This window comes from Kitasatospora sp. NPDC040550 (genome assembly GCF_055594965.1).
In genome coordinates this window covers 115079-138934 of the sequence record NZ_JBVIWC010000024.1, presented here as the reverse complement: position 1 = coordinate 138934, position 23856 = coordinate 115079, and the positions used below count along the sequence as shown (strand labels likewise).

The 23856-nt window shown below is 73.6% G+C and carries 19 protein-coding genes; 7 read left to right on the top strand and 12 right to left on the bottom strand.

Annotated features, from left to right (window positions below):
- Nucleotides 1-91: 91 nt before the first annotated feature.
- The gene (locus tag ACZ58X_RS30370) at nucleotides 92-745 is read right to left on the bottom strand and encodes a response regulator transcription factor (protein ID WP_063349384.1); all 654 of its coding nucleotides are present in this window, start codon (nucleotides 743-745) and stop codon (nucleotides 92-94) included.
- A gap of 445 nt (nucleotides 746-1190) precedes the next feature.
- On the opposite strand from ACZ58X_RS30370, the gene ACZ58X_RS30365 reads away from it, so the two are divergent.
- Nucleotides 1191-1376 carry a hypothetical protein gene (locus ACZ58X_RS30365; protein ID WP_030285471.1) on the top strand — a complete coding sequence of 62 codons (186 nt, stop codon included), beginning with the start codon at nucleotides 1191-1193 and terminating at the stop codon, nucleotides 1374-1376.
- Nucleotides 1377-1517: 141 nt separating this feature from the next.
- Here the strand turns inward: ACZ58X_RS30365 and ACZ58X_RS30360 are convergent, their stop codons facing one another.
- Nucleotides 1518-2336, bottom strand: a complete 819-nt coding sequence (locus ACZ58X_RS30360; RefSeq protein ID WP_470336779.1) for an inositol monophosphatase family protein — start codon at nucleotides 2334-2336, stop codon at nucleotides 1518-1520.
- Nucleotides 2337-2358: 22 nt separating this feature from the next.
- Complete coding sequence (locus ACZ58X_RS30355) at nucleotides 2359-3501, bottom strand: ferrochelatase (protein ID WP_470336778.1); 1143 nt, start codon at nucleotides 3499-3501, stop codon at nucleotides 2359-2361.
- A 131-nt stretch (nucleotides 3502-3632) separates the two neighbouring features.
- On the opposite strand from ACZ58X_RS30355, the gene ACZ58X_RS30350 reads away from it, so the two are divergent.
- A complete protein-coding gene (locus ACZ58X_RS30350) occupies nucleotides 3633-4901 on the top strand; it encodes an MFS transporter (protein WP_470336777.1) in 1269 nt (422 codons plus the stop codon).
- Between the two features lie 123 nt (nucleotides 4902-5024).
- Nucleotides 5025-6347: a D-arabinono-1,4-lactone oxidase gene (locus ACZ58X_RS30345; RefSeq protein ID WP_470336776.1), complete on the top strand. Its 1323-nt coding sequence runs from the start codon at nucleotides 5025-5027 to the stop codon at nucleotides 6345-6347.
- 12 nt (nucleotides 6348-6359) lie between these two features.
- On the opposite strand, the gene ACZ58X_RS30340 is transcribed toward ACZ58X_RS30345, so the two are convergent.
- Complete coding sequence (locus tag ACZ58X_RS30340) at nucleotides 6360-7226, bottom strand: hypothetical protein (protein ID WP_470336775.1); 867 nt, start codon at nucleotides 7224-7226, stop codon at nucleotides 6360-6362.
- Nucleotides 7227-7743: 517 nt separating this feature from the next.
- Here ACZ58X_RS30340 and sepH point away from each other — a divergent pair.
- Nucleotides 7744-8823: a septation protein SepH gene (gene sepH / locus ACZ58X_RS30335; protein ID WP_470336774.1), complete on the top strand. Its 1080-nt coding sequence runs from the start codon at nucleotides 7744-7746 to the stop codon at nucleotides 8821-8823.
- Nucleotides 8824-8875: 52 nt separating this feature from the next.
- Here sepH and ACZ58X_RS30330 read toward each other — a convergent pair whose 3' ends face one another.
- Nucleotides 8876-9751, bottom strand: a complete 876-nt coding sequence (locus ACZ58X_RS30330; RefSeq protein ID WP_470336773.1) for a sulfurtransferase — start codon at nucleotides 9749-9751, stop codon at nucleotides 8876-8878.
- Nucleotides 9752-9917: 166 nt separating this feature from the next.
- On the opposite strand from ACZ58X_RS30330, the gene ACZ58X_RS30325 reads away from it, so the two are divergent.
- Nucleotides 9918-10661 (top strand): VOC family protein, encoded by a 744-nt coding sequence (locus tag ACZ58X_RS30325; protein WP_470336789.1) that lies wholly within the window; start codon nucleotides 9918-9920, stop codon nucleotides 10659-10661.
- Here the strand turns inward: ACZ58X_RS30325 and ACZ58X_RS30320 are convergent.
- The 4 genes from ACZ58X_RS30320 to ACZ58X_RS30305 form a co-directional block, all read right to left on the bottom strand.
- Nucleotides 10658-11314: a thymidine kinase gene (locus tag ACZ58X_RS30320; RefSeq protein WP_470336772.1), complete on the bottom strand. Its 657-nt coding sequence runs from the start codon at nucleotides 11312-11314 to the stop codon at nucleotides 10658-10660. The two genes, ACZ58X_RS30325 and ACZ58X_RS30320, sit on opposite strands and share 4 nt — an antisense overlap.
- A 61-nt stretch (nucleotides 11315-11375) precedes the next feature.
- A complete protein-coding gene (locus tag ACZ58X_RS30315) occupies nucleotides 11376-12563 on the bottom strand; it encodes an alkaline phosphatase family protein (protein WP_470336771.1) in 1188 nt (395 codons plus the stop codon).
- Nucleotides 12564-12657: 94 nt separating this feature from the next.
- Complete coding sequence (locus tag ACZ58X_RS30310) at nucleotides 12658-13257, bottom strand: DUF5998 family protein (RefSeq protein ID WP_360237602.1); 600 nt, start codon at nucleotides 13255-13257, stop codon at nucleotides 12658-12660.
- Between the two features lie 92 nt (nucleotides 13258-13349).
- Entirely contained in the window at nucleotides 13350-16196 is a 2847-nt protein-coding gene (locus tag ACZ58X_RS30305; protein WP_470336770.1) for a bifunctional acetate--CoA ligase family protein/GNAT family N-acetyltransferase, read from the bottom strand.
- A 227-nt stretch (nucleotides 16197-16423) separates the two neighbouring features.
- Here ACZ58X_RS30305 and ACZ58X_RS30300 point away from each other — a divergent pair, with 227 nt between their 5' ends.
- Entirely contained in the window at nucleotides 16424-16705 is a 282-nt protein-coding gene (locus ACZ58X_RS30300) for an HPr family phosphocarrier protein (RefSeq protein ID WP_350507822.1), read from the top strand.
- A gap of 48 nt (nucleotides 16706-16753) precedes the next feature.
- On the opposite strand, the gene ACZ58X_RS30295 is transcribed toward ACZ58X_RS30300, so the two are convergent.
- The 3 genes from ACZ58X_RS30295 to ACZ58X_RS30285 form a co-directional block, all read right to left on the bottom strand.
- Nucleotides 16754-17947, bottom strand: a complete 1194-nt coding sequence (locus tag ACZ58X_RS30295; RefSeq protein ID WP_470336769.1) for an RtcB family protein — start codon at nucleotides 17945-17947, stop codon at nucleotides 16754-16756.
- 336 nt (nucleotides 17948-18283) lie between these two features.
- A complete protein-coding gene (locus tag ACZ58X_RS30290) occupies nucleotides 18284-19648 on the bottom strand; it encodes a M16 family metallopeptidase (protein ID WP_470336788.1) in 1365 nt (454 codons plus the stop codon).
- Between the two features lie 20 nt (nucleotides 19649-19668).
- Nucleotides 19669-21015: a M16 family metallopeptidase gene (locus ACZ58X_RS30285; protein ID WP_470336768.1), complete on the bottom strand. Its 1347-nt coding sequence runs from the start codon at nucleotides 21013-21015 to the stop codon at nucleotides 19669-19671.
- A gap of 316 nt (nucleotides 21016-21331) precedes the next feature.
- On the opposite strand from ACZ58X_RS30285, the gene ACZ58X_RS30280 reads away from it, so the two are divergent.
- The gene (locus ACZ58X_RS30280) at nucleotides 21332-23782 is read left to right on the top strand and encodes a DNA gyrase/topoisomerase IV subunit A (RefSeq protein WP_470336767.1); all 2451 of its coding nucleotides are present in this window, start codon (nucleotides 21332-21334) and stop codon (nucleotides 23780-23782) included.
- Nucleotides 23783-23856: the final 74 nt, after the last annotated feature.

Sequence of the window (23856 nt, the reverse complement as noted above, 5' to 3'; positions counted from 1 at the left end):
GGGTACGGCGGGGGATCCTCGGGGGCGGATCCCGGGGCGGAGTCCGGCGGGCCGGACTACGGGGGGACGGACTCCGGGGAGCGGGTTCCGGTCAGATCCGGTAGCCGGAACCGGGCACGGTGACGATCACCGGCGGGTCGCCGAGCTTGCGGCGCAGCGTCATCACGGTGACCCGCACGACGTTGGTGAACGGGTCGGTGTGCTCGTCCCAGGCCTTCTCCAGGAGCTGCTCGGCGGAGACGACGGCGCCGCCGGCCCGCATCAGCACCTCCAGGACGGCGAACTCCTTGGGGGCGAGCTGGACGGTGCGCCCCTCCCGGATCACCTCGCGCCGGCCGGGGTCGAGCGAGATCCCGGCCCGCTCCAGCACCGGGGGCAGCGGGACGGTCGCGCGCCGGCCCAGCGCCCTTACCCGGGCGACGAGTTCGCTGAAAGCGAACGGCTTCGGAAGGTAGTCGTCGGCGCCGATCTCCAGGCCCTCGACCCGGTCGCTGATGTCGCCGGAGGCGGTCAGCATGATCACCCGGGTGGCCAGGCCCTGCTCGACCACCTTGCGGCAGACGTCGTCGCCGTGGACCAGCGGGAGGTCCCGGTCCAGGACCACCACGTCGTAGTCGTTGACCGCGATGCGCTGGAGCGCGGCCTCCCCGTCGTACACCACGTCGACGGCCATCGCCTCGCGGCGCAGGCCGGTCGCGACAGCCTCGGCGAGCAGCTGCTCGTCCTCGACGACGAGAACCCGCACGGTCGTTGTCCCTTCTCCAGGCCGGCCCCGGAAGCGGACGCACGGCTCCGACGGTGCCTCCATCCTGCCTGGTCCTGCGGTAAAGCAGCGATAAGCTGCCCCTCGGGCAGGAGGCCCGGGCCCCGCGGCGGTGACCGTTCGTGCCGGGAACGCTCCGCTTGGACTGTGACACGGGCAACTTTCTTCCGCCGGGAGGTTTCCCGGCTCCCCGGGCGGGGAGGACAGCTGCACACCCGCGATCTGGCTGTTGGCCGATCGCACCCACCCGCCGTGCGTTCATCCGCGCCGGCCCTGGGGCTGGGAATTCACCGGGAGCGGCCGAAGGGCCGTCTCCGCGCCCGACCGGAGATCCACCACTCGTCGGACCGGGCGCATTCACCGGCTGGACCCTCCTCGGGGCGGAGAGCGCACGACCGTGCACGTCCGACACAGTAAGGGGGCCCGTATGGACGCCTTCAAGGCCGGAATCCTGCAGCGCATAGCCAATGCCGAGCAGGACCTGCACCGCGCGATCGAGGCCGGGGACGAGTTCCTCGCCGAGGTGGAGCAGTCCGAGCTGGACGACCTCCGTCGTCTGGCCGCCGAGCACGGTGTGGACACCGTGCTGGACCGCCACCGCACCGCCGCCTGACCCGACGCCGGCACTCCGGCACCAGCGGCCCTGCGGGGGCCGTGCGAAACCCCAGGCCCTGGCATCCCCCGTGTGCCAGGGCTCTTCGCATGTCCGGCCGCCGGCCGCTCGCCCGTCCGCGGGGGCCTCGCCGGGGCCGGGTCAGTCCGCCCAGGCGCGCAGCGCGGCCAGCCGCTCCTGCAGGGGCTGGTACACGCCCGGGGCCGCGGCCACGGTCAGCTCGCCGTCCGGGCCGTGCCCGGGGCGGCCGCCGACCAGCGCACCGGCCTCGGTGGCGATCAGGCAGCCGGCCGCGCGGTCCCAGGGGGCGAGGCCGCGCTCGTAGTAGCCGTCCAGCCGCCCGGCGGCCACGTCGCACAGGTCGACGGCGGCCGCCCCGGCCCGGCGGACGTCCCGCACCTCGGGCATCAGGGCCAGCAGCACTTCGGCCTGGCGCACCCGCACCGGCTGGACGTAGTTGAAGCCGGTGGCGATCAGCGCCTGGCCCCAGGGCGGGGCCGGGCGGGTCGAGATCGGCCGGCCGTCGAGGTGGGCGCCGCGGCCCAGCACGGCGTGGAACAGCTCGCCGCGGGCCGGCGCGTACACCACCCCGACGACGGCCCGGCCGTCCACCTCGGCGGCCACGCTGACCGCCCAGGAGGGCAGCCCGTACAGGTAGTTGACCGTGCCGTCGAGCGGGTCGACGACCCAGCGCACCCCGCTGGTGCCGGGCCGCTCGGCGCCCTCCTCCCCCAGGTAGCCGTCCTGGGGGCGGCGGTCGGCGATCAGCTCCAGGACGAGCTTCTCGGAGGCGATGTCCATCTCGGTGACCACGTCGACCGGGCTGCTCTTGGTGCCGGCCACGCCGAGGTCGGCGGGGCGGCCGTCGCGCAGCAGGGCGCCGGCCCGGCGGGCCGCGTCCAGGGCCACGTCGAGCAGGTCGTCGAGGAGCCGGTCGTCGGGCTGGGCGGGGGTGGGCACGGGATTCTCCTCCGGAAGGGGGTCAGCGCTCGGCGGCGGCCGGGCGCGGGGCGCGCGGGTTGGGGCAGCAGGCCACCGCGCACACGTCGTGGCTGGGGCCGAGGGCGCCGAGGGCGCAGCGGGTCACGCCCTCGCCGCGCTCGACGGCGGCCCGCTCCAGGACGAGCTCGCGCACCGCGGCCGTGAACCGCGGGTCGGCGCCGACGGTGGCCGCGCGGGAGACCGGCAGGCCCAGTTCGGCGGCCTTGGCGACGGCCTCGGTGTCGAGGTCGTACTTGACCTCCATGTGGTCGGAGACGAAACCGATCGGGATCATCACCACGGCCGGCGCGCCGTCGGCGTGCTGGGCCTCCAGGTGGTCGCAGATGTCCGGTTCCAGCCACGGGATGTGCGGGGCGCCGCTGCGGCTCTGGAACACCAGCTGCCACGGCCGGTCGGCCACGCCGGTGCGCTCGGCGACGGCCGCCGCGATCAGCCGGGCCACGTCCAGGTGCTGGGCGACGTAGGCACCGCCGGGGGTGCCCCGGGCCGGGTCGTCCGGGGCGCCGGAGGTCTCGGCCATCGCGTCCGGGATGGAGTGGGTGGTGAAGGCCAGCCGGGCGCCGGGCCGGACCGCCTCGGGCAGCTCGGCCAGGGCCGCCAGGGTGGCCTCGATCATCGGCTCGACGAAGCCGGGGTGGTTGTAGAAGTGCCGCAGCTTGTCGACGGTCGGTACCGGGACGCCCTCCTCGGCGAGGGCGGCCAGCGCGTCGGCCAGGTTCTCCCGGTACTGGCGGCAGCCCGAGTAGCCGGCGTAGGCGCTGGTGGCGAGCACGGCGATCCGCCGGTGGCCGGCCCCGGCCATCTCCCGCAGGGTGTCCACCAGGTACGGGGCCCAGTTGCGGTTGCCCCAGTACACCGGCAGGTCCAGCCCGTGCTCGGCGAAGTCCTTGCGCAGGGCGGTGAGCAGCTCCCGGTTCTGTTCGTTGATCGGACTGACGCCGCCGAACATGAAGTAGTGCTTGCCCACCTCCTTGAGCCGTTCCTTGGGGATGCCGCGGCCCCGGGTGACGTTCTCCAGGAACGGGACGACGTCCTCGGGGGCCTCGGGCCCGCCGAAGGACAGCAGCAGCAGGGCGTCGTACGGGGCGGCGCCGGAGGAGGAGGGTTTGCGCGCGTCGGACATGGCACCGATCCTGCCACTGAGGGGTCGGACACCGGCGCCGGGGCCGCGCGGGCGTCCGGAAAATACCGTTTGCCAACGTACGTAAGCTGTCTTGACCAGCCTTGTTCCTTACCCCCCTGCCCGGAGCTCCCGTGCTGTCCAGCTACCGCCGAATATTCGCCGCGCCCGGCACCGTGGCCTTCTCCTCCACCGGCTTCGTCTCCCGACTGCCGATCTCGATGACCGGCATCGGCATCGTGACCATGCTGTCCCAACTGCGCGGCTCGTACGGCGTGGCCGGACTCGTCTCGGCGGCCCTGGCCGTCTCCGCCGCGATCCTGGGCCCCCAGGTCTCCCGCCTGGTGGACCGGCACGGCCAGGCCAGGATCATCGTCCCGGCCATGGCCCTCACCATCGGCTCCGTCGTCGGCCTGCTGCTCTGCGCCCGGCTGAACGCCCCGGACTGGACGCTGTTCGTGTTCGCCGCCGGCATGGGCGTGATGCCGAGCACCGGCGCCATGGTCCGCGCCCGCTGGGCGCACCTCTACCGCGAGGACCCCGACCGGCTGCACACCGCCTACTCCTTCGAGGCCGTGGTCGACGAGGTCTGCTTCATCGTCGGCCCGATCCTCTCCATCGGCCTGGCCACCTCCGTCTTCCCGGAGGCCGGCGTGCTGCTCGCCGGGATCTTCCTGACCGTCGGCGTGCTGCTGTTCGCCGGCCAGCGCTCCACCGAGCCCCCGGTCCACGAGGCCGCCCGGCACCAGGGCAGCTCGGTGATCCGCAACCGCGGCCTCCAGGTGCTGATCCTCACCTTCGTCGCCACCGGCGCGATCTTCGGCTCGGTCGAGGTGGTCACCGTCGCCTACTCCGAGGCCCAGGGGCACAAGTCGGTCTCCAGCGTGATCCTCGCCCTGTGGGCGCTCGGCTCCTGCCTGGCCGGGGTGGTGTTCGGCGCGGTCAAGCTCACCGGCTCGATGGCGAAGCGCTTCTTCCTCGGCGTGCTGTTCATGGCGCTCAGCATGGTGCCGATCCTGCTGGTCGCCCACACCGTGCACGGCATCGGCGGACTCGTCGCGGTCGGCGCCGCCCTGCTCGTCGCCGGCATCGCCATCTCCCCCACCCTGATCACCGCGATGGCCCTGGTCGAACGGCTCGTCCCGGCCGCCCAGCTCACCGAGGGCATGACCTGGACCACCACCGGCCTGGCCCTCGGCGTCGCGGTCGGCTCCTCCGCCGCGGGCTGGGTGATCGACGCCTCCGGCGCCGCCGCCGGCTACTGGGTCCCGCTGACCGCCGGCGTGCTCGGGGCCCTCGCCGCCCTGGCCGGACTCGGCCGACTGCGCGCCGGACTCGACGCCCCGCAGCCCACCGACCTGGCCGGCGGAACACCCGGCCGACCCGTAGACGTCGAACGGTGAACTGACTAATCTCGCCCTACCCGCGGCCCGTACCCGCGGGTAGGGCCTGTCTCCCGGAATCCGACGGGCCGGGCCGCACCGGACCGCGCCGACCCGATCGGCCACGGAGCAGGAGGCAGCGCAATGCCCCAGGCCAGCACCGCGACCCCCACCCGGTGGACCAACTGGGCCGGCAACCAGAACGCCCGGCCGGCCCGGACCGCCACCCCCGGCACCGCCGCGGAACTGGCCAGGGAGATCGCCCGCGCCGCCGACCAGGGCCGCAGCGTCAAGGCCGTCGGCTCCGGCCACTCCTTCACCGCGATCGCCTCCCCCGGCGACGGCCTGCTGATCCAGCCGCACGCCCTCACCGCCGTCCGCGAGCTCGACCGCGAGGCCGGCACCGTCACCGTCGAGTCCGGCCTCCCGCTCAGCCGCCTCAACCGGCTGCTCGCCGCCGAGGGCCTCTCCCTCACCAACATGGGCGACATCGAGGTCCAGACCGTCGCCGGCGCCACCAGCACCGGCACCCACGGCACCGGCCGCGACTCCGGCTCGCTCGCCGCCCAGATCCGCGCCCTGGAGATCGTGCTCGCCGACGGCAGCGTCCGGCACTGCTCCCCCACCGAGAACCCCCGGCTCTTCCAGGGCGCCCGGCTCGGCCTCGGCGCCCTCGGCGTGATCACCGCCCTCACCTTCGGCGTCGAACCGGCCTTCCTGCTCACCGCCCACGAGCAGCCGATGACCTTCGACGAGGTGCTGGAACGCCTCGACGACCTCACCGCCGTCAACGAGCACTTCGAGTTCTACTGGTTCCCGCACACCGACCGCTGCTCCACCAAGCGCAACAACCGCAGCCAGGGGCCGGCCGCCCCGCTGCCCCGGTTCAAGGAGTGGCTGGAGGACGACTTCCTCTCCAACACCGTCTGGGAGGGCGCCTGCCGGGTCGGCCGCCGCTTCCCCGCCACCGTGCCCTCGATCGCCTCGCTCGCCAGCCGCGCCTGGTCCGACCGCAGCTACACCGACACCGCGTACAAGGTGTTCACCAGCCCGCGCCGGGTCCGCTTCCTGGAGATGGAGTACGCCGTCCCGCGCGCGGCCGTCGCCGGGGTGCTGCGCGAACTGAAGGCCCTGGTCGAACGCTCCGACTGGAAGGTCAGTTTCCCGGTCGAGGTGCGCTTCGCCCCCGCCGACGACCTCTGGCTCTCCACCGCCTCCGGCCGGGACAGCGCCTACATCGCCGTCCACCTCTACCGGGGCACCCGCGACCAGGGCTACTTCACCGGCGTGGAAGAGCTGATGACCGCCCATCAGGGCCGACCGCACTGGGGCAAGCTGCACACCCGCGACGCCGAGTACCTGGCGGGCGTCTACCCGCACTTCGGGGACTTCACCGCGCTGCGCGACGAGGTCGACCCCCGGCGCGTCTTCGGCAACGACTACCTGCGGCGGGTGCTGGGCGCCTAGGAAGCCGGGGCGTCAGGGGGTCGCGGTGGCGGGCGGGGGAGGCGCCACCGTCGCGTTCGCCGGGGCGTTGCTCGGCACGGGCGGCTGCGGGGTGGTCTCACTGGTGGGCCTGCCCGAGCCGCCCGCCGACGGCGAGGCGCCGGCCGACGGGCTCGCGCTCGAACTCGGGCCCGCCGAGGGCGAGGCGCTCCCGCCCGCACCGCTGCTCGGGGTGGCGGTCGGCTCCCGACCCGGCCGCGTCGCCGGGGCCGAGGCCCCGCCGGACGGCGTGTCCTGCGAGCCGTGCCCGGTGGACGGGCGCTGCGACGGCCCGTCCTGCGGGGCCGGGTCCTTGCGCGTCACCGTGCCGCCGAAGGAGGTCCCGTCGCCCGACTCGCCCTTCACCGTCGCCGCCACCGGCTGCCCGGTGACCAGCTCGAACGCCAGGATCGGCGTCATCGCCAGGGCGAAGACCAGACCGGAGACCGCCGCGTAGCCCTGCCAGCCCAGCCGCCGGCGCGCCCGCACCACCTGCGGCTCGTTCCACTCCGAGGTGATCACCGGCGGCCCGGCCGGTCCCCGCGTCAGCTCCTGAGCCGGGTGCTGCTGCTCCACCGGGACCTGGCGCAGGCCGTTCACCGTCTGGTTCGGCCCGCGGTCCACCGCGTCGCGCAGCTGCTCACCGGTCCGCCGGAACACGTGCTGGAACACCGCGCCGCCGGTGGTGGCCCCCATGCTGACCACCGCGGCACCCATGATCGTGCCGTACACGCCGAGTTCGGAGGCGAGCAGCGCGCCCACCACCGCGGCCAGCGCGCTCGCCGCGACCTGAGCCACACTCAGGTCGATCCGCTTGCGCTCCTCCTTGCCGCCCTCCTCGGCGGGGCTCCGCTCCGGCATCAACATCCCTCGGTCCGTACGACTGCAACTCGAACAAGCCTCTCCATCTTGCACAAAGAAGGACACAAGGGACGAAAATGCGGTTCTCCGGTCCCGGATTGTGTGAAGATGATCACCGTTCATCCGCCGGTGGTCCGCCATCGGGGGCGCGCGCTCTTGAGATTCCCGTGAATCGCGGGAGACTTGAGCGGCGAGCCGCCCCTCCGGATGCCACGAATGGAGTACTGTTCGTAAAGCCCGAGCCTTGGGTCGACTTGTCGACTGTGCCTTCACCGGCAGCTTGACGAAGAGCCACTGAGCGGGCACGCACGGCGACGCCGGTCCCGGATCGTCGCGAACACTCCGCGTGCGAGGACGGCCGGGACGCCCAGGCGCGACGTCGACGGATGACGTGGCAAAAAGGCAACCGTGCCACAGCGGTGTGGCAGGGCGTAAGCCCGACACGCCGGGGAACTCAGCAAGGTTGTGGCCAGTCGCGAGTGGGCAGGCCACACTCAGTACGGGAGCAGCGACGCAGGTGACGTCGGCAGGCACAACCCGGGAGGTGACCGTGCCCGAACTGCGGGTTGTGGCCGTCAGCAACGACGGCACACGGCTGGTGCTCAAGGCTGCCGACAGCACGGAGTACACCCTCCCCATCGACGAGCGGCTGCGCGCCGCCATCCGCGGCGACCGGCCGCGCCTCGGCCAGATCGAGATCGAGGTCGAGAGCCACCTCCGCCCCCGGGACATCCAGGCCCGGATACGAGCCGGAGCCTCCGCCGAGGAGGTCGCCCAGGCCGCCGGCATCTCCGTCGACCGGGTCCGCCGCTTCGAAGGACCGGTCCTCGCCGAACGCGCCTTCATGGCCGAGCGCGCCCGCAAGACCGCCATCCGCCGCAACGGCGAGTCCCCCGGGCCGCAGCTCGGCGAGGCCGTCGCCGAGCGGCTCGCCCTGCGCGGCGCCGAGAAGGACACCGAACGCTGGGACTCCTGGCGGCGCGACGACGGCACCTGGGAGGTCATCCTCTCCTACCGCGCCGACGGCGAGGGCCGCAGCGCGTCCTGGACGTACGACCCGCCCCGGCGCCTGGTCCAGCCCAACGACGACGAGGCCCGCGCGCTGATCGGCGAGACGGTCGAGCGCGAGGAGGACTCGGTCTTCCCGTTCATCCCGCGGATCGCCCGGCTCCCCCAGGACCGGCCGCCCCGCCCGATGATCGACCGGCCCTCCGCCGACCGCATCATGTCGGCCCGCGAGGTCCGCGAGTCGCGCGAGGCCACCGCCGAGTCCCGGGACTCGCTGACCAGCCTGCTCGACGTCGTCCCGGCCTTCCGCGGCGACCTCGCCGTGGGCGGCCCCGCCCCGATCGAACCGGTGCCCGCCGAGGTCGCCGAGGAGACCGAGGAGCCGGCCGCGGCCGCCGCCCCGGCGGTCGGCGCGGGCTCCGCCTACGCCGACATCCTGATGCCGCGCGCCGTCGCCCCGCACCGCGAACGCCTGGTCGGCACCACCGACCGGCAGGCCGAGGCGGACGGCGTCCGGCCCGGCCGCCGGGCCACCGTGCCCAGCTGGGACGAGATCGTCTTCGGCAGCCGGCGCAAGAAGCAGGAGTAGTACCCCACGCGTGCCGGAGGGGCGGGAGGCCTGGCCTCCCGCCCCTCCGGGGTCAGCCCGGCTGGTCGGTCACCGCCACCGGGCGGCCCGGGTCGCTCGACCACTCGCTCCACGAACCCGGGTACAGCACCGCGTCCAGGCCCGCCGCCTCCATCGCCAGGATCTGGTGCGCCGCCGTCACGCCCGAACCGCAGTACACCGCGACCTCGCGCTCCCCCGCGCCCAACGCCCGGAACCGCGCCAGCAGTTCGGCCGCCGGACGGAACCTGCCGTCCGGGCCGACGTTCTCGGCGGTCGGCGCCGACACCGCGCCCGGGATGTGTCCGGCCCGCGGATCCACCGGCTCGCTCTCGCCCCGGTAGCGCTCCCCCGACCGGGCGTCCAGCAGCAGACCGCTGCGCGCCCGGGCCGCGGCACCGTCCGCGTCCAGCGTCGGCAACTGCCCCGGTACGGGCTTGAAATCACCCTCCACCGGCTCCGGCAGCTCGGCCGTCACCGGCAGCCCGGCCGCCCGCCAGGCCGCGAAGCCGCCGTCCAGCACCCGGACGTCCGGGTGCCCGGCCCAGCGCAGCAGCCACCAGGCCCGGGCCGCCGCCATCGACGCCGCACCGTCGTACACCACGACCGGACGGCCCGGGCTCACCCCGAACCCGCGCATCGCCGCGCCGAACTCCTCCGGATCCGGCAGCGGGTGGCGCCCGCCCCGGCCCGGGGCACCGGGCGGGGCCGCGAGGTCCCGGTCCAACTCGACGAAGTGGGCACCGGGCAGGTGCCCGGCCCGGTACTCCTCGGCCGCGGTCGGGCCGCCCGGCGCGGCACCGACCAACTGGTAGCGCACGTCCAGCAGCACCGGCGGCCGCGCGGAGGCGAGCGCCTCCCGCAGCCCGGCCGCGGAGATCAGCGGGGAACCGTCGTTGAAGGTGGTCATGCCGGCCATTGTCGCGCAGCGCGCCCGAACCGCGGCTCTTTGTGCGCTCTTTGCCGGACTTTCCGCGCGGTTCGAGGGTTGGGCGCGCGCCAGGGTGGAAGCATCACCCTCGCGCGCCCGGATCTCCGTGCGCCGAACACCCGTGAGGAGGCCCGCATTGCCCGCGGTGGAACTCCGACTGGCCCAGGGCACGCCCTGCTGGGTCAGCCTGCTGACCGACGACCTGCCCGGCGCGCGTGCCTTCTACGGTGAGCTGCTCGGCTGGACGTACTCCCCCGGGCCCGGCCAACTCGGCGCCTACGTCCGGGCCGAGCTCGACGGCACCCCCGTCGCCGGCCTCGGCGTCTCCAGCACCACCGGCTTCCCGGTGCAGTGGACCACCTACTTCGCCGTCGACGACGCCGACCGCACCGCCCAACTGGTGCGCGAGTGCGGGGGCACCGTCGCGGTCGGGCCGCTGCAGGCCGACGACGCCGGGCGGATGGCCATCGCCGCCGACCTCTCCGGCGCCGTCTTCGGCCTCTGGCAGGCCGAGGAACACCTCGGCCGGGAGGCCGGGACGGAACCTGGCGGCCCCGCCTGGGCCGAACTGCTCACCCCGGACGCCGACGGCGCCGCCGTCTTCTACGGTGCCGTGCTCGACCGACCGGTCCGGCCCACTGCCGACGAGAGCGCACTGCTGGTGCACGGCCGCCCGGTCGCGGGCATCCGCCACCGCGCCGACCTGCGCGGCCACCCGCCGCGCTGGCGCACCCACTTCGCCGTCCGGGACGCCGAGCTGACCACCCGCCACACCGTCGAACTCGGCGGCCGCGTCCTGGTCGAGCCGCACGACACCGCCCGCGGCCGCGCCGCCCGCCTCGCCGACCCGCAGGGCGGGCACTTCTCGGTGCTCGAAACGGCGAACTAGGCCTGCTGCTCCTCGAAGGGCAGCACGTCCGGGGAGAGCACCGAGGCGCGAGCGGTCGCGGCGGTCATCCGGCGGCGGTGGTGGCGGCGGCACAGCACCTCGTAGCCGATCTCGTCCTCGCTCACCGAGATGTCGCCGATCACCACCTGGGCGCCCTCGACCACCATCACGCCGCCGACCGTACGGGCGTTGTGGGTCGCCCGCGCGCCGCACCAGCAGAGCGCCTCGACCTGGAGCACCTCCACCCGGTCGGCCAGCTCGATCAGCCGCTGCGAGCCGGGGAACAGCCGGGTGCGGAAGTCGGTGGTGATGCCGAAGGTGTAGACGTCGATGTCCAGCTCGTCGACCACCCGGGCCAGTTGGTCCACCTGCTCGGCGGCGAAGAACTGGGCCTCGTCGCAGATCAGGTAGTCCACCCGGCCGCCCGCCGACAGCCGCTGCACCACGTGCCCGTGGAAGTCGAAGTCGTCCGTCACCTCGACCGCGTCGGCGCGCAGGCCCAGCCGGCTGGAGATGGTGGCGGCGCCGGCCCGGTCGTTGCGGGTCAGGATGACGCCCTGCCGGCCGCGCGCGGCGTGGTTGTGGTCCATCTGCAGCGCCAGCGTCGACTTGCCGCAGTCCATCGTGCCCGAGAAGAACACCAGTTCAGCCATGGGTGGAGCAAGGGCCTTTCACATCAAGGGGGTTCGGGCACGAAGGGGTCAAGGGTCCGCCTCAGCCCCGGACTTCGAGCAGCGGCACGAACTGTTCGACCGGGGTCATCGAGCCGTGCAGGCCGATCATCGCGGACTCGCCGGGCTCGTTGCGGGAGGCGATGATCGCGATGTCGTCGCGCGCCGCGGCGACCACGTCGCCGATCCGCCGGTACACCCGCTCGTCGACGGTCGGGCCGAACCAGCCCGCCGCGATCGCCTCGTCCCGGGTGGCCACCCACATCCGGTCACCCAGCACCTCGCTCCAGACCGTGTGCACGTCGGCCGCGGCACCGGGCACCGCGTACACGTGCCGGGCCCGGCCCTCGCCACCGAGCAGGGCGACGCCGGCACCGAGCTCCCAGTCCTCGTCGAAGTCGATCCGGTCCTCGGGGGCGATGTCGATCATGCCGTGGTCGGCCGTCACGTACATCGCCGACCGCGGCGGCAGTTGCTCGGCCAGGCGGCGGGCCAGCCGGTCCACCGCGTCCAGCGTCATCCGCCACTCGTCGGAGTCCACCCCGAAGCGGTGGCCCGCGCCGTCCAGCTCGCTGACGTAGGTGTACACCAGCGCCCGGTCGTGCTCGGCCAGCCAGGAGGCGGCCAGGTCCATCCGCTCCTCGCCGGTGGTGCGGCCCAGGAAGGTCCCGCCGGACAGCGCCACCCTGGTCAGCGGGGTCTGGGCGAACAACGGAGAGGACACCTGGGCGGTCGCCACCCCGGCCCGGTGGGTCTGCTCGAACACCGTCGGGTACGGCTGCCAGACCTGCGGGTCGGTGTGCGGCTGCCAGCGCAGCTGGTTCATCAGGTAGTCGGCGCCCGGCACCGCCACCGTGTACCCGACCAGGCCGTGCAGGCCCGGCGGCGTGCCCGTGCCGACCGAGGCCAGCGAGGTCGCGGTGGTCGACGGGAAGCCCGCGGTCAGCGGACGGCCGGAGCCGCCCAGCGAGCTCCCGGCCAGCGAGGACAGGAACGGCGCGTACTCGGGGTGGCGCAGCAGCAGCTCCCAGCCCAGGCCGTCCACCAGGAAGACCACCGCCCGGTCGGCCGGGGCGATCGGCAGCGTCGCGGTGAACCCCGGGACGCCCAGGCCCGCCGCCACCGAGGGCAGCAGGTCGCAGAGCGAGCCGCTGCCGTACGGGGGCGCGGGGGCGTCGGCCGGGTCGAGGATCTCGAAGGCGTCGTAGCCGTCGGAGGGTGCGAAGGACATGGAACCGGATTCGTAGCGGGCGGGACCGCGGGCGGGCGCGCGATCGGGAACGGCGGGGCTCGGTGGCCGGGCGCGACGGGGCCCGGCCGGGACCTCAGACCCGCGGGCCGTTGTCGATCGTCGCGTCGGACAGCGCCCGGGCGAACAGCAGCGCCTGGGCCACCGTCTCCGGGCCGTCCCCGGCCTCGCTCACCCGCAGCGAGAGGTCGTCGGCCGTGGCCGAACCGGTGTAGCCGTGGTCGGCCTCGCAGTTCGGGTCCGAGCAGCCGGCCGGCTCCAGGTCCAGGCGCTGCACCGCGCCCCAGCCGATGGTCAGCACCACCTCGCGCGGCAGCGTCCCGGGCGTGTACGTCTCCGGGTTCGCCACCATCCGGCTCAGCACGACCGAGCCGATCCGGTCCAGCCGGACGCTCTCCGTCGAGGTGGTGGCGAACGGCACGGCGGGGCTGCCCGCGTCGCCCGACTGCTCGTCGGTGTGGCTCACCACGAAACGGGTCGGGGTCAGCACCAGCACCGTCACGTGCCGGCGCACCTCGTTGGAGTCGAAGGTCGTCTCCTGGTGTACCAGGTAGGAGCTGATCGGCTCCGGGCCCACCGCGGACTCGACCGCCTCGGACACCAGGGCCGGGTAGTAGCCGCTGCGCTCGATCGCCGAGCGCAGGTCCTGAGTGGTGGTGGTACCGGTCTTCGCCATAACTCCATCCTGGCATGGTCCGCCGACGAAGCGGGCGGCGCGGCGCCGAGCTTCGGACATCAGCGCCCACGGGCAGGCGCAACCAAGGAAGGTTACAGGCTGCTCATCGCGCGCGGGCCCAGATCGCTGCGGACGGGCAGCGGGGCGACCCGCACCCGCGCCCCCAGGATCGCCAGCCCGTGCGGGGCGACGACCACCGGTTCGAGGTCCACCGAGGCGATCTCCGGTACGTCGTCCACCAACTGCGACACCCGCAGCAGCAGTTCCTCCAGCGCGCCGGTGTCCACCGCCTCGGCGCCGCGCCAGCCGAACAGCAGCGGTGCCGCCCGCACCTCGCGGATCAGGCCGGCGACGTCCTGGTCGGTGGCCGGGACGAGGCGGTGGGCCACGTCGCCGAGCAGCTCGGCGGGGGCACCGGCCAGGCCGAAGGACAGGATCGCGCCGACGGCCGGGTCGACCGTGGCGCCGATCACGGTGTCCACGCCGCGCGGGGCCATCCGCTGCACCACCAGCTGCGCGCCGACCGCGCCGCCGAGCAGGGCGTCCAGCTCGCGGTGGGCGCGGCGCAGGCCCTCCTCGCCGGTCAGGTCCAGCCGGACGCTGCCCAGGTCGGGGCGGTGGCGCAGGTGCGGGGCGGTCGCCTTCAGGGCCACCGGGTAGCCGAGCTGACCGGCGGCCCGGACAGCCTCCTGCTCGTCGGGGGCGGGCAGGGTGGGCGAGACGTCGATCCCGTAGCGGGCCAGCAGCAGTCGCGCCTCGGAGTCGGACAGGGTGATCCGGGCGCCGCCGGGCTGGGTGCGCGCGGCGACCGCGGTGCGGGTGCTGAGCGCCGCGTCCACCAGGGCGCGGGCGCCGGGCTGGTCGATCCGGTCCAGGTCGGGGACGCGCGCCGTCTCCTCCGCCGCGGCGGTGCGGCGGCGCCACTCCGCGTAGTGCACGGCGTGCGCGAGGGCGCGCACGGCCCGCTCGGGCGCCGCGTAGGCCGGGATCCCGCCCGGGCGCAGCCGGGTCGGCAGGTCGGTCAGGGCCAGGTGGGCCAGTACCAGGGGCTTGCCCAACTCCCGCGCCCGCTCGCCCGCTTCGAGCAGGGCGGTGGCGATCTCCGGGTCGTCCGAGCCCATCTCGGGGTCGTCCGGGCCGGTCAGCCGGCCGCCCATGAAGGCGTGCGCGGAAGTGCCGATCGGCGGGATGGCGACGGCGATCACCGCGTCCACGGCCGGGTCGCTGAGCGCGACGTCCAGGGCGATCCGGAAGTTCTCGCCGGTCGCGGCGGTGGTGAGGTCGACCGGCGTGCACGGGCGCAGCCCGGCGCTCAGGCAGGCGTCGTAGGTGAGCAGGCCCAGCGAGTCGGAGTTGCCGACCACGGCGACCCGGTCGCCGGGCGGCAGCGGCTGCCGGCCGAGCAGCTCCCCGGTGTCGAACAGCTCGGTGATGGTCGCCACCCTGGTGACCCCGGCCTGTTCGAACAGCGCGTCCACGGTGGCGTCGCGCAGGCCGGTGGCGGTGGCCGGGACGGCGTGGCCGGGCGGCAGGCTGCCGGTGTGGCGGGCGCCCTTGACCACCACCACCGGCTTGGCGGTGGCCAGCCGGCGCGCGATCCGGGTGAACTTGCGGGGGTTGCCGAAGGACTCCAGGTAGAGCAGCACCACCTCGGTGGCCTCGTCCTCGGCCCAGTACTGCAGGAAGTCGTTGCCGGAGACGTCCGAACGGTTGCCGACCGAGGCGAAGGAGGAGACGCCGAGGCCGCGCCGGTGGGCGGACTCCAGCAGGGCCACGCCGATCGCCCCGGACTGGCAGAAGATCCCGAAGCCGCCGCGGTCCGGCAGGTGCGGGGCGAGCGAGGCGTTCAGCGGGCGGTCGGGGTCGGTGTTGATCAGGCCGAAGGCGTTCGGGCCGATCACCCGCATGCCCGCCGCGCGGGCCTGGCGGACCAGGGCGCGCTGGCGGTCGCGACCCTCCGGGCCGGTCTCGGCGTAGCCGGCAGTGACCACCACCAGGCCCTGCACGCCGTGCGCGCCGCACTCGGCGACGGCCGCCGGGACGACGCTCTCGGGGACGGCGATCACCGCGAGGTCCACCGGCCCGGGAATGTCCAGAATCGAGCGGTGCACCGGGACGCCGTCCAGCTCGGTGCCGGGCGGGGCGCTGCGGTTCACCGCGTAGACGGTGCGCGGGGCGTCCTTGGGCTCGTAGCGGCTCTCGAACTCGGTGTCGAAGCTGCCGAGCAGGTCGCGCAGCAGGGCCCGGCCGACGGTCTGCGGGTTGCGGGAGACGCCGATCACCGCCACCGAGCGCGGGGTCAGCAGCCGCTGCACCGAGCGGGCCTCGGCGCGGTGCTCGCGGGCGCGCATCACGGCGAGTGAGCGGTCGGTCTGTTCGAGGGCGAATTCCAGGTGCACCACGCCGTCGGTGAAGCTGCGGCTCTGGGTGTAGCCGGCGTCGGTGAAGACCTTCACCATCTTGCGGTTCTCCGGCAGCACCTCGGCCTGGAAGCGGCGGATGCCCCGCTCCTGGGCCACCGCCGCGATGTGCTCCAGCAGCGCGGAGGCCACGCCGCGGCCCTGGTGGGCGTCCTGGACCAGGAAGGCGACCTCGGCGTCGGTGCCGTGGTCGGAGGGGCGGCCGTCCGCGTCGATCCGGTCGTAGCGGACGGTCGCGATGAAGTGGTCCCGGACCACCACGGCGAGGCCGACCCGGTTCACGAAGTCGTGGTGGGTGAAGCGGCGGACGTCCTTGTCGGAGAGCCGCGGATAGGGAGCGAAGAAGCGGAAGTACTTGGACTGGTCGGAGACCTGTTCGTAGAACTCCACCAGCCGCCCGGCGTCGCCGGGGGTGATCGGCCGGATCCGGGCCGTGCCGCCGTCGCGCAGCAGGACGTCGGCTTCCCAGTGCTGCGGATAGTCGGGTTGCGCGGGGTTCGCCACCGCGGGGTCTTCCACATTCGTCAGGTTATCCGGCGGCGAGCCGAATGGCGCCGGGTGCGTGCTCACGGCAGGGTGGACAGGGCCACTGGCCGGGCCTTATGCCCCGAAAAGAAACAATCACAAGTCCCGAACGCGGCGCCTCGCAGGGGTTGCCTGCGTGCAACACTGGTCTAGACAACACGGTCGTTCCCCCCGCTCGCCCGAGCACGGCCGTGACCAGCTTCACCGGAAAGGCACGTCTCATGGCTGAGCGCCGCGTCACCATCGGTTGGGCCGAGGGCCTGCACGCCCGTCCCGCCTCCGTCTTCGTCCGGGCCGTCACGGCCACCGGCGTGCCGATCACCATCGCCAAGCCGGGCGGCAACCCGGTGAACGCCGCCTCCATGCTCGGCCTGCTCGCCCTGGGCGCCCAGGGCGGCGACGAGGTCATCCTGGCCTCCGACGCCCCCGGCGCCGACGAGGCCCTCGACCGCCTCGCCAAGCTCGTCGCCGAAGGCCTCGACGAGCTCCCCGCCGCGGCCTGACACGTGACCTGACCGAGGCCCCCGGGACCCGGGGGCCTCGGTCGTTCGTCAGCCCTTCACGCAGACCACCTGCTTGAGGTGCGCGACCACCTCGACCAGGTCCTTCTGCTGCTCGATGACCTTCTCGATGTTCTTGTAGGCGCCCGGGATCTCGTCCACCACTCCACTGTCCTTGCGGCACTCCACGCCCTCGGTCTGCTCGGCCAGGTCGCGCGTGGTGAACCGCTTCTTCGCCGCGGTGCGGCTCATCTTGCGGCCGGCGCCGTGCGAGGCGGAGTTGAACGACGCCGCGTTGCCCAGGCCGCGGACGATGTAGGAGCCCGTCCCCATCGAACCCGGGATGATCCCAAGGTCACCGGAGCCGGCCCGGATCGCGCCCTTGCGGGTCACCAGCAGGTCGACGCCGTCGTACCGCTCCTCCGAGACGTAGTTGTGGTGGCAGCTGATCACCTCGTCGAAGGTGACCTGCGCCCTGTCGAACTCGCGGCGGACGACGTCCTGGAAGAGCGCCATCATCAGGGCCCGGTTGTGCTTCGCGTACTCCTGCGCCCAGAAGAGGTCCTGGCGGTAGTCGGCCATCTCCGGGGTCTTCGCGAGGAAGACCGCCAGATCGCGGTCGACCAGGCCCTGGTTGTACGACAGCGAGCGGGCGACGGTCATGTGATGCTCCGCCAGCTCCTTGCCGATGTTGCGCGACCCGGAGTGCAGCATCAGCCACACCGAATCTGACATATCCACACAGACCTCGACGAAGTGATTCCCCGAGCCGAGCGTTCCCATCTGCTGCATCGCCCGCTCGCGGCGCCACTTGACGTCCTCCGCGATGTCGTCGAAGCGGTGCCAGAAGTCGTCCCAGCCCTCCGCGCGGAAGCCGTGCAGTGTGGCCGGGTCGACCGGGTCGGTGTGCAGGCCGCGGCCGACCGGGATGGCCTGCTCGATCTTGCTCCGCAGGGCGGAGAGGTCGTCCGGGAGGTCCTTGGCGGTGAGGGAGGTCTTCACCGCGCTCATCCCGCAGCCGATGTCGACGCCGACCGCCGCCGGGCAGACCGCGTCCTTCATGGCGATGACGGAGCCGACCGTCGCGCCCTTGCCCAGGTGGACGTCCGGCATCACGGCGAGGCCGTGCAGCCAGGGCAGGGAGCTGATGTTGCGCAGCTGCTGGAGCGCCGCGCCCTCGACCGTCGCCGGGTCGGTCCACATCCGGATCGGGACGCGGATGCCGGGTACTTCGGTGTACGACATGGGTGAACGACCTCCAGAGGTCGGGTAGTTCGGAGAAGGAGTTGCCGCGCGAAAGAGAATCCCGGTGCGGCTCGGGGAAGTTCAGGGGGCGACCGCGCTCAGGCGGTCGGGGCGGAGCAGGGGAGGCACGGCCTCGGGGAGCGCCGTCGTATGGCTTGCTCGACCCGCATGGTGACCGCCTCCCTTCGCTGCTCGCCGTTCGCACGTGTTGTGCGTCGGGGAACATCTATCCACGGAACGGGCCGGGCCCGCAACGGATTTACGAGCGCTTCCGAGACGCGTCCGGCCCGGCGGAGCGAAGGCGCTCCACCGGGCCGGAGGGGATGTCGGGAGCCGTCAGCCGACGACGGTGACCTCGCCGATCCCGAGCGCCCGCACGTCCGCCTCGATCGCGGCGGCGTCGCCGACCAGGACGGTGACCAGGCGGTCCGGCGGGAACGCCGCGACCACGGCCTCGGTGGCCGCCGCGGTGGGCAGTTCGGCCAGCTGCCGGTAGACCTCGGCCTGGTAGTCGTCGGGGAGGTACTGCTCGACCTGGTCGGCCAGGGTGCCGGCGACCGAGCCCGCGGTCTCGTACTTGAGCGGCGCGACGCCGACCAGGAACTGCACGGCCTCGTCGCGCTCGGCGTCGGTGAGGCCCTCGGCGGCGAGGGTGCGCAGGATGGTCCAGGTGTCGGCGAGCGCGGGGGCGGTGGAGGCGGTGTCCACCGAGCCGCTGATGGCGAGCAGCGAGCGCCCGCTGCCGTCGGCGGCGGAGCGCAGCGGCTGGGCGAAGGCCCGGACGCCGTAGGTGTAGCCCTTCTCCTCGCGCAGGACGCGGTCGAGGCGGGAGGTGAGGGTGCCGCCGAGGCAGTAGGTGCCGAGGATCTGGGCGGCCCAGACCGGGTCGTGGCGGTCGGGGCCGATCCGGCCGATCAGCAGCTGGGTCTGGACGGAGCCGGGGCGGTCGACGATGAGGACGCGGCCGCGGTCGTCGCCGGTGACCGGGGCGTGGGCGGAGGGTTGCGCCGCGGTGCCGGTCCAGGTGCCGAGGGTGCTCTCCAGCAGGGCGGGGAGGTCGACGCCGGTGAGGTCGCCGACCACCACGACGGTGGTGGTGGCGGGGCGCACGTGGGCGTCGTAGAAGGCCTTGACGGCGGCGCGGTCGATCGACTTGACGGTGTCGGCGGTGCCGCTGCGGGGCCGGGAGAGGCGGTCCGCGGCCTCGAAGAGCTCGGCGTAGAGGGCCTTGGCGGCGCGCCGGGCGGGGTTGGCCTGCTCGTGGACGATCTCGTCGAGGCGGTTGGCGACGAGGCGCTCGATCTCCTCGGCCGGGAGGGCGGGGGCGCGCAGGGCGTCGGCGAGCAGGGTGAGGCCGCGCTGGAGCCGGGAGGCGGGGACTTCGAGGGCGACCCGGATGCAGGGGTGGTCGGCGTGGGCGTCGAGGGTGGCCCCGGCGCGCTCCAGCTCGCCGGCGAACTCCTCGGCGGTGAGGGTGTCGGTGCCCTCGTTGAGGGCGCGGGCGAGGATGGCGGCGACGCCGTCGAGGCCCTCGGGCTCGGCGGCGAGCGGGGCGTCGAGGAGGACCTCGACGGCGACCAGCTGCTGGCCGGGCCGGTGGCAGTGCAGCACGGTGATGCCGTTGCCGAGGGCGGCCCGCTCGGGGGCGGGGAAGGCCCAGGGGCCGGGGGTGCCGGGCTGGGGCTGGGGGTGGAAGGTCATCGCGGGGACGTAGTCGGTGCTCATACGGCGGCACCCTCCTCTTCGGAAGCGGCGTCGGAAGCGTCGTCGGCGGCGGTCGCGGTCGGCTCGTAGACGAGGACGGCCCGGTTGTCGGGGTGGAGCCGGGCCTTGGCGACGGCCTGGACCTCTTCGGCGGTGACGTCGAGGACCTTGGGGAGGGCGTCGTTCAGCAGCTTGGGGTCGCCGAACAGGACGGCGTAGCGGCAGAGTTCGTCGGCGCGGCCGGCGACGGTGGTGAGCCGGTCGAGCCACTCGCGCTCGATCTGGGCCTGGGCGCGCTCGAGTTCCTCGGCGGTGGGGCCCTCGGCGGCGAAGCGGGCGAGTTCCTCGTCGACGGCGGTGTCGATCTGGGCGATGGTGGCGTCGCCGGAGGTCTTGACGTCGAGCCAGCCGAGGCTGGGGGCGCCGGCGAGGCGCAGCAGGCCGAAGCCGGCGGCGACGGCGGTGCGGTCGCGGCGGACGAGCCGGTTGTAGAGGCGGCTGGACTCGCCGCTGCCGAGGATGGTGAGCGCGAGGTCGGCGGCGTCGGCCTCGCGGGTGCCGTCGTGCGGCAGGCGGTAGGCGGCCATCAGGGCGCGGGAGGGGACGTCCTCGGCGAGTTCCTGGCGCAGTTCGCGGCCGATGGTGTCGGGGAGTTCGCCGGAGCGCGGGGGCTGCTTGCCGTCGTGCGCGGGGATGGAGCCGAAGTACTTCTCGACCCAGGCGATGGTCTGTTCGGGGTCGATGTCGCCGACCACGGAGAGCACCGCGTTGTTGGGCGCGTAGTAGGTGCGGAAGAACGCGCGGGCGTCTTCGAGGGTGGCGGCGTCGAGGTCGGCCATGGAGCCGATCGGGGTGTGGTGGTACGGGTGGCCGTCGGGGTACGAGAGCGCGGTGAGCTTCTCGAAGGCGGTGCCGTACGGGACGTTGTCGTAGCGCTGGCGGCGTTCGTTCTTGACGACGGCGCGCTGGTTCTCCATGGACGTCTCGTCGAGCGCGGCGAGCAGCGAGCCCATGCGGTCGGCCTCCAGCCAGAGGGCGAGCTCCAGCTGGTGGGCGGGCATGGTCTCGTAGTAGTTGGTGCGTTCGAAGCTGGTGGTGCCGTTGAGCGAGCCGCCGGCGCCCTGGACGAGCTCGAAGTGCCCGTTGTTGGAGACGTTGGCGGAGCCCTGGAACATCAGGTGCTCGAAGAGGTGGGCGAGGCCGGTGCGGCCCTTGACCTCGTGGCGGGAGCCGACGTCGTACCAGAGGCAGACCGCGGCGACCGGGGTGAGGCGGTCCTCGGAGAGGACGACGCGCAGGCCGTTGGTCAGGCGGTGCTCGGTGATGGCGATGCCTCGGCTGGAGGCGGGGGCCGGGTTGGCCATGCGCTCGGGTCCTTCCCGTCGTCGATGTCGGGGTTCGTGTGGCGTCCCCCATTGTGGTGCAACGCGTGGGGGGCGTGTTTGTGTCCGCGCGGAAGCGGCGTTCGCCAGGGGCGGAAGAGGGCCGCTGACCGGGAGTGTCGGCGCGAGGGTCCACAATGGGGGCGCCGTGCCCTGTCGGTCGCGCCCGGTTGACGGGTCGCGGCGGTAGGACGGTGAATCAGGGAGCCGGGGCGGTGGAGCCCGTCCGGTGACCGGACCGGACGGCCGACGTCCGGCCGACGACACAGCCAGCGACACGTAAGGGAGCCCCGCCGCGATGGCCCGCCGCAGTTCGCAGACCCCGCCGCCCGGAGACTTCGAGGAGCGGATCCTCGACGTCGACGTCGTGGACGAGATGCAGGGCTCCTTCCTGGAGTACGCCTACTCGGTGATCTACTCGCGTGCGCTGCCCGACGCGCGGGACGGTCTCAAGCCGGTGCACCGCCGGATCCTGTACCAGGCCAACGAGATGGGCCTGCGTCCGGACCGGGCGCACGTCAAGTGCGCGCGCGTGGTGGGCGAGGTGATGGGCCGGCTGCACCCGCACGGCGACCAGTCGATCTACGACTCGGTCGTGCGCATGGCGCAGCCGTTCTCGATGCGGCTGCCGCTGATCGACGGGCACGGCAACTTCGGTTCGCTGGGCAACGACGACCCGCCGGCGGCGATGCGGTACACCGAGTCGCGGCTGACGGCGGCCTCGATGGCGATGGTGGAGTCGATCCACGAGGACACCGTCGACTTCGGGCCGAACTACGACGGCAGCGAGCAGGAGCCGCTGGCGCTGCCGGCCGCGTTCCCGAACCTGCTGGTGAACGGCGCGACGGGCATCGCGGTGGGCATGGCGACGAACATGCCGCCGCACAACCTGTCCGAGGTGGTGGCGGCGGCCCGGCACCTGATCAAGCACCCGAGCGCGGACCTCGACACGCTGATGCGGTTCGTGCCCGGTCCGGACCTGCCGACGGGCGGGCGGATCGTGGGCCTGTCGGGCATCCGGGACGCGTACGAGTCGGGCCGCGGCACGTTCAAGATCCGGGCCACCACGACGATCGAGAACGTCACGGCGCGCCGCAAGGGCATCGTGGTGACCGAGCTGCCGTACAACGTCGGCCCGGAGAAGGTCATCTCGAAGATCAAGGACCTGGTCAACGCGAAGAAGCTGCAGGGCATCGCGGACGTCAAGGACCTGACCGACCGCGAGCACGGGCTGCGGCTGGTGATCGAGGTGAAGAACGGCTTCGTGCCGGAGGCGCTGCTGGAGCAGCTCTACAAGCTGACGCCGTTGGAGGAGACCTTCGGCATCAACAACGTGGCGCTGGTGGACGGGCAGCCGCTGACGCTGGGCCTCAAGGAGCTGCTGGAGGTCTACGTCGACCACCGCTTCACGGTGGTGCGCCGGCGCAGCGACTTCCGCCGCCGCAAGCGGGAGGAGCGGCTGCACCTGGTCGAGGGCCTGCTGGTGGCCCTGGTGGACATCGACGAGGTCATCTCGATCATCCGGTCGAGTGACAACGCCCAGCAGGCGAAGGAGCGCCTGATGGAGCGCTTCTCGCTGTCGGAGACGCAGACCGGCTACATCCTGGACACCCCGCTGCGCCGGCTGACCCGGTTCGACCGGGTGGAGCTGGAGCAGGAGAAGGCGAAGCTGAACGCGGAGATCGCGGAGCTGACCGAGATCCTGGAGTCGGACACCAGGCTGCGCAGCGTGGTGTCGTCCGAACTGGGCGCGGTGTCGAAGCAGTTCGGGACGGAGCGGCGCACGGTGCTGCTGGAGGCGGGGGCGGCTCCGTCGGCGGCGCTGACGGTGCCGCTGGAGGTGGCGGACGACCCGTGCCGGGTGCTGCTGTCCTCGACGGGGCTGCTGGCGCGGACGGCGGACGGCGAGCCGTTCGAGCTGTCGGAGAAGCGGGCGAAGCACGACGTGATCGTGTCGGCGGTGCCGGCCACGGCGCGGGCGGACGTGGGTGTGGTGACGTCCGCGGGCCGGGTGCTGCGGCTGCCGGTGATCGACCTGCCGGCGCTGCCGCCGATGCCCTCGCCGACGCTGGCGGGCGGGGCCGCGGTGGAGGAGTTCCTGCGGCTGGAGGCCGGGGAGCGGGTGCTTGCGCTGACCACGCTGGACGAGTCCTCGCCGGGGCTGGCGCTGGGCACGGCGCAGGGTGTGGTGAAGCGGGTGGTGCCGGAGTGGCCGGCGAACAAGGACGAGTTCGAGGTGATCGCCCTCAAGGACGGCGACGAGCTGGTGGGTGCGGTCGAACTGCGCACCGGCGAGGAGGACTTGGTCTTCATCGCCTCGGACGCCCAGTTGCTGCGCTACCCGGCGGGGCAGGTCCGTCCGCAGGGCCGTCCGGCGGGCGGCATGGCGGGCATCAAGCTGTCGGACGGCGCGCGGGTGCTGTCGTTCACGGCGGTGGACCCGGGTGCGGACGCGGTGGTGGTCTCGGTGGCGGGTGCCTCGGGCACGCTGTCGGGTGACGAGCAGACGTCCTGGAAGGTCACCCCGTTCGAGCAGTACCCGCGCAAGGGCCGGGCGACCGGCGGTGTGCGCTGCCAGCGTTTCCTGCGCGGCGAGGACGGTCTGGCGTTCGCCTGGGCGGGTGCCGCCCCGGCCCGGGCCGCCGGTGCCAAGGGCGTGCCGGTCGACCTGCCGGAGCGCGACCCGCGCCGGGACGGTTCGGGCACCCCGGTGACGGCGCCGATCGCGGTGGTGGCCGGCCCGGCGTGACGGTCGGCCCCGTGCCGACGGGGCCGGAGGGCGGGGTGCCTGCGGGCGCCCCGCCCTCCGGCGTGTCCGGGGCC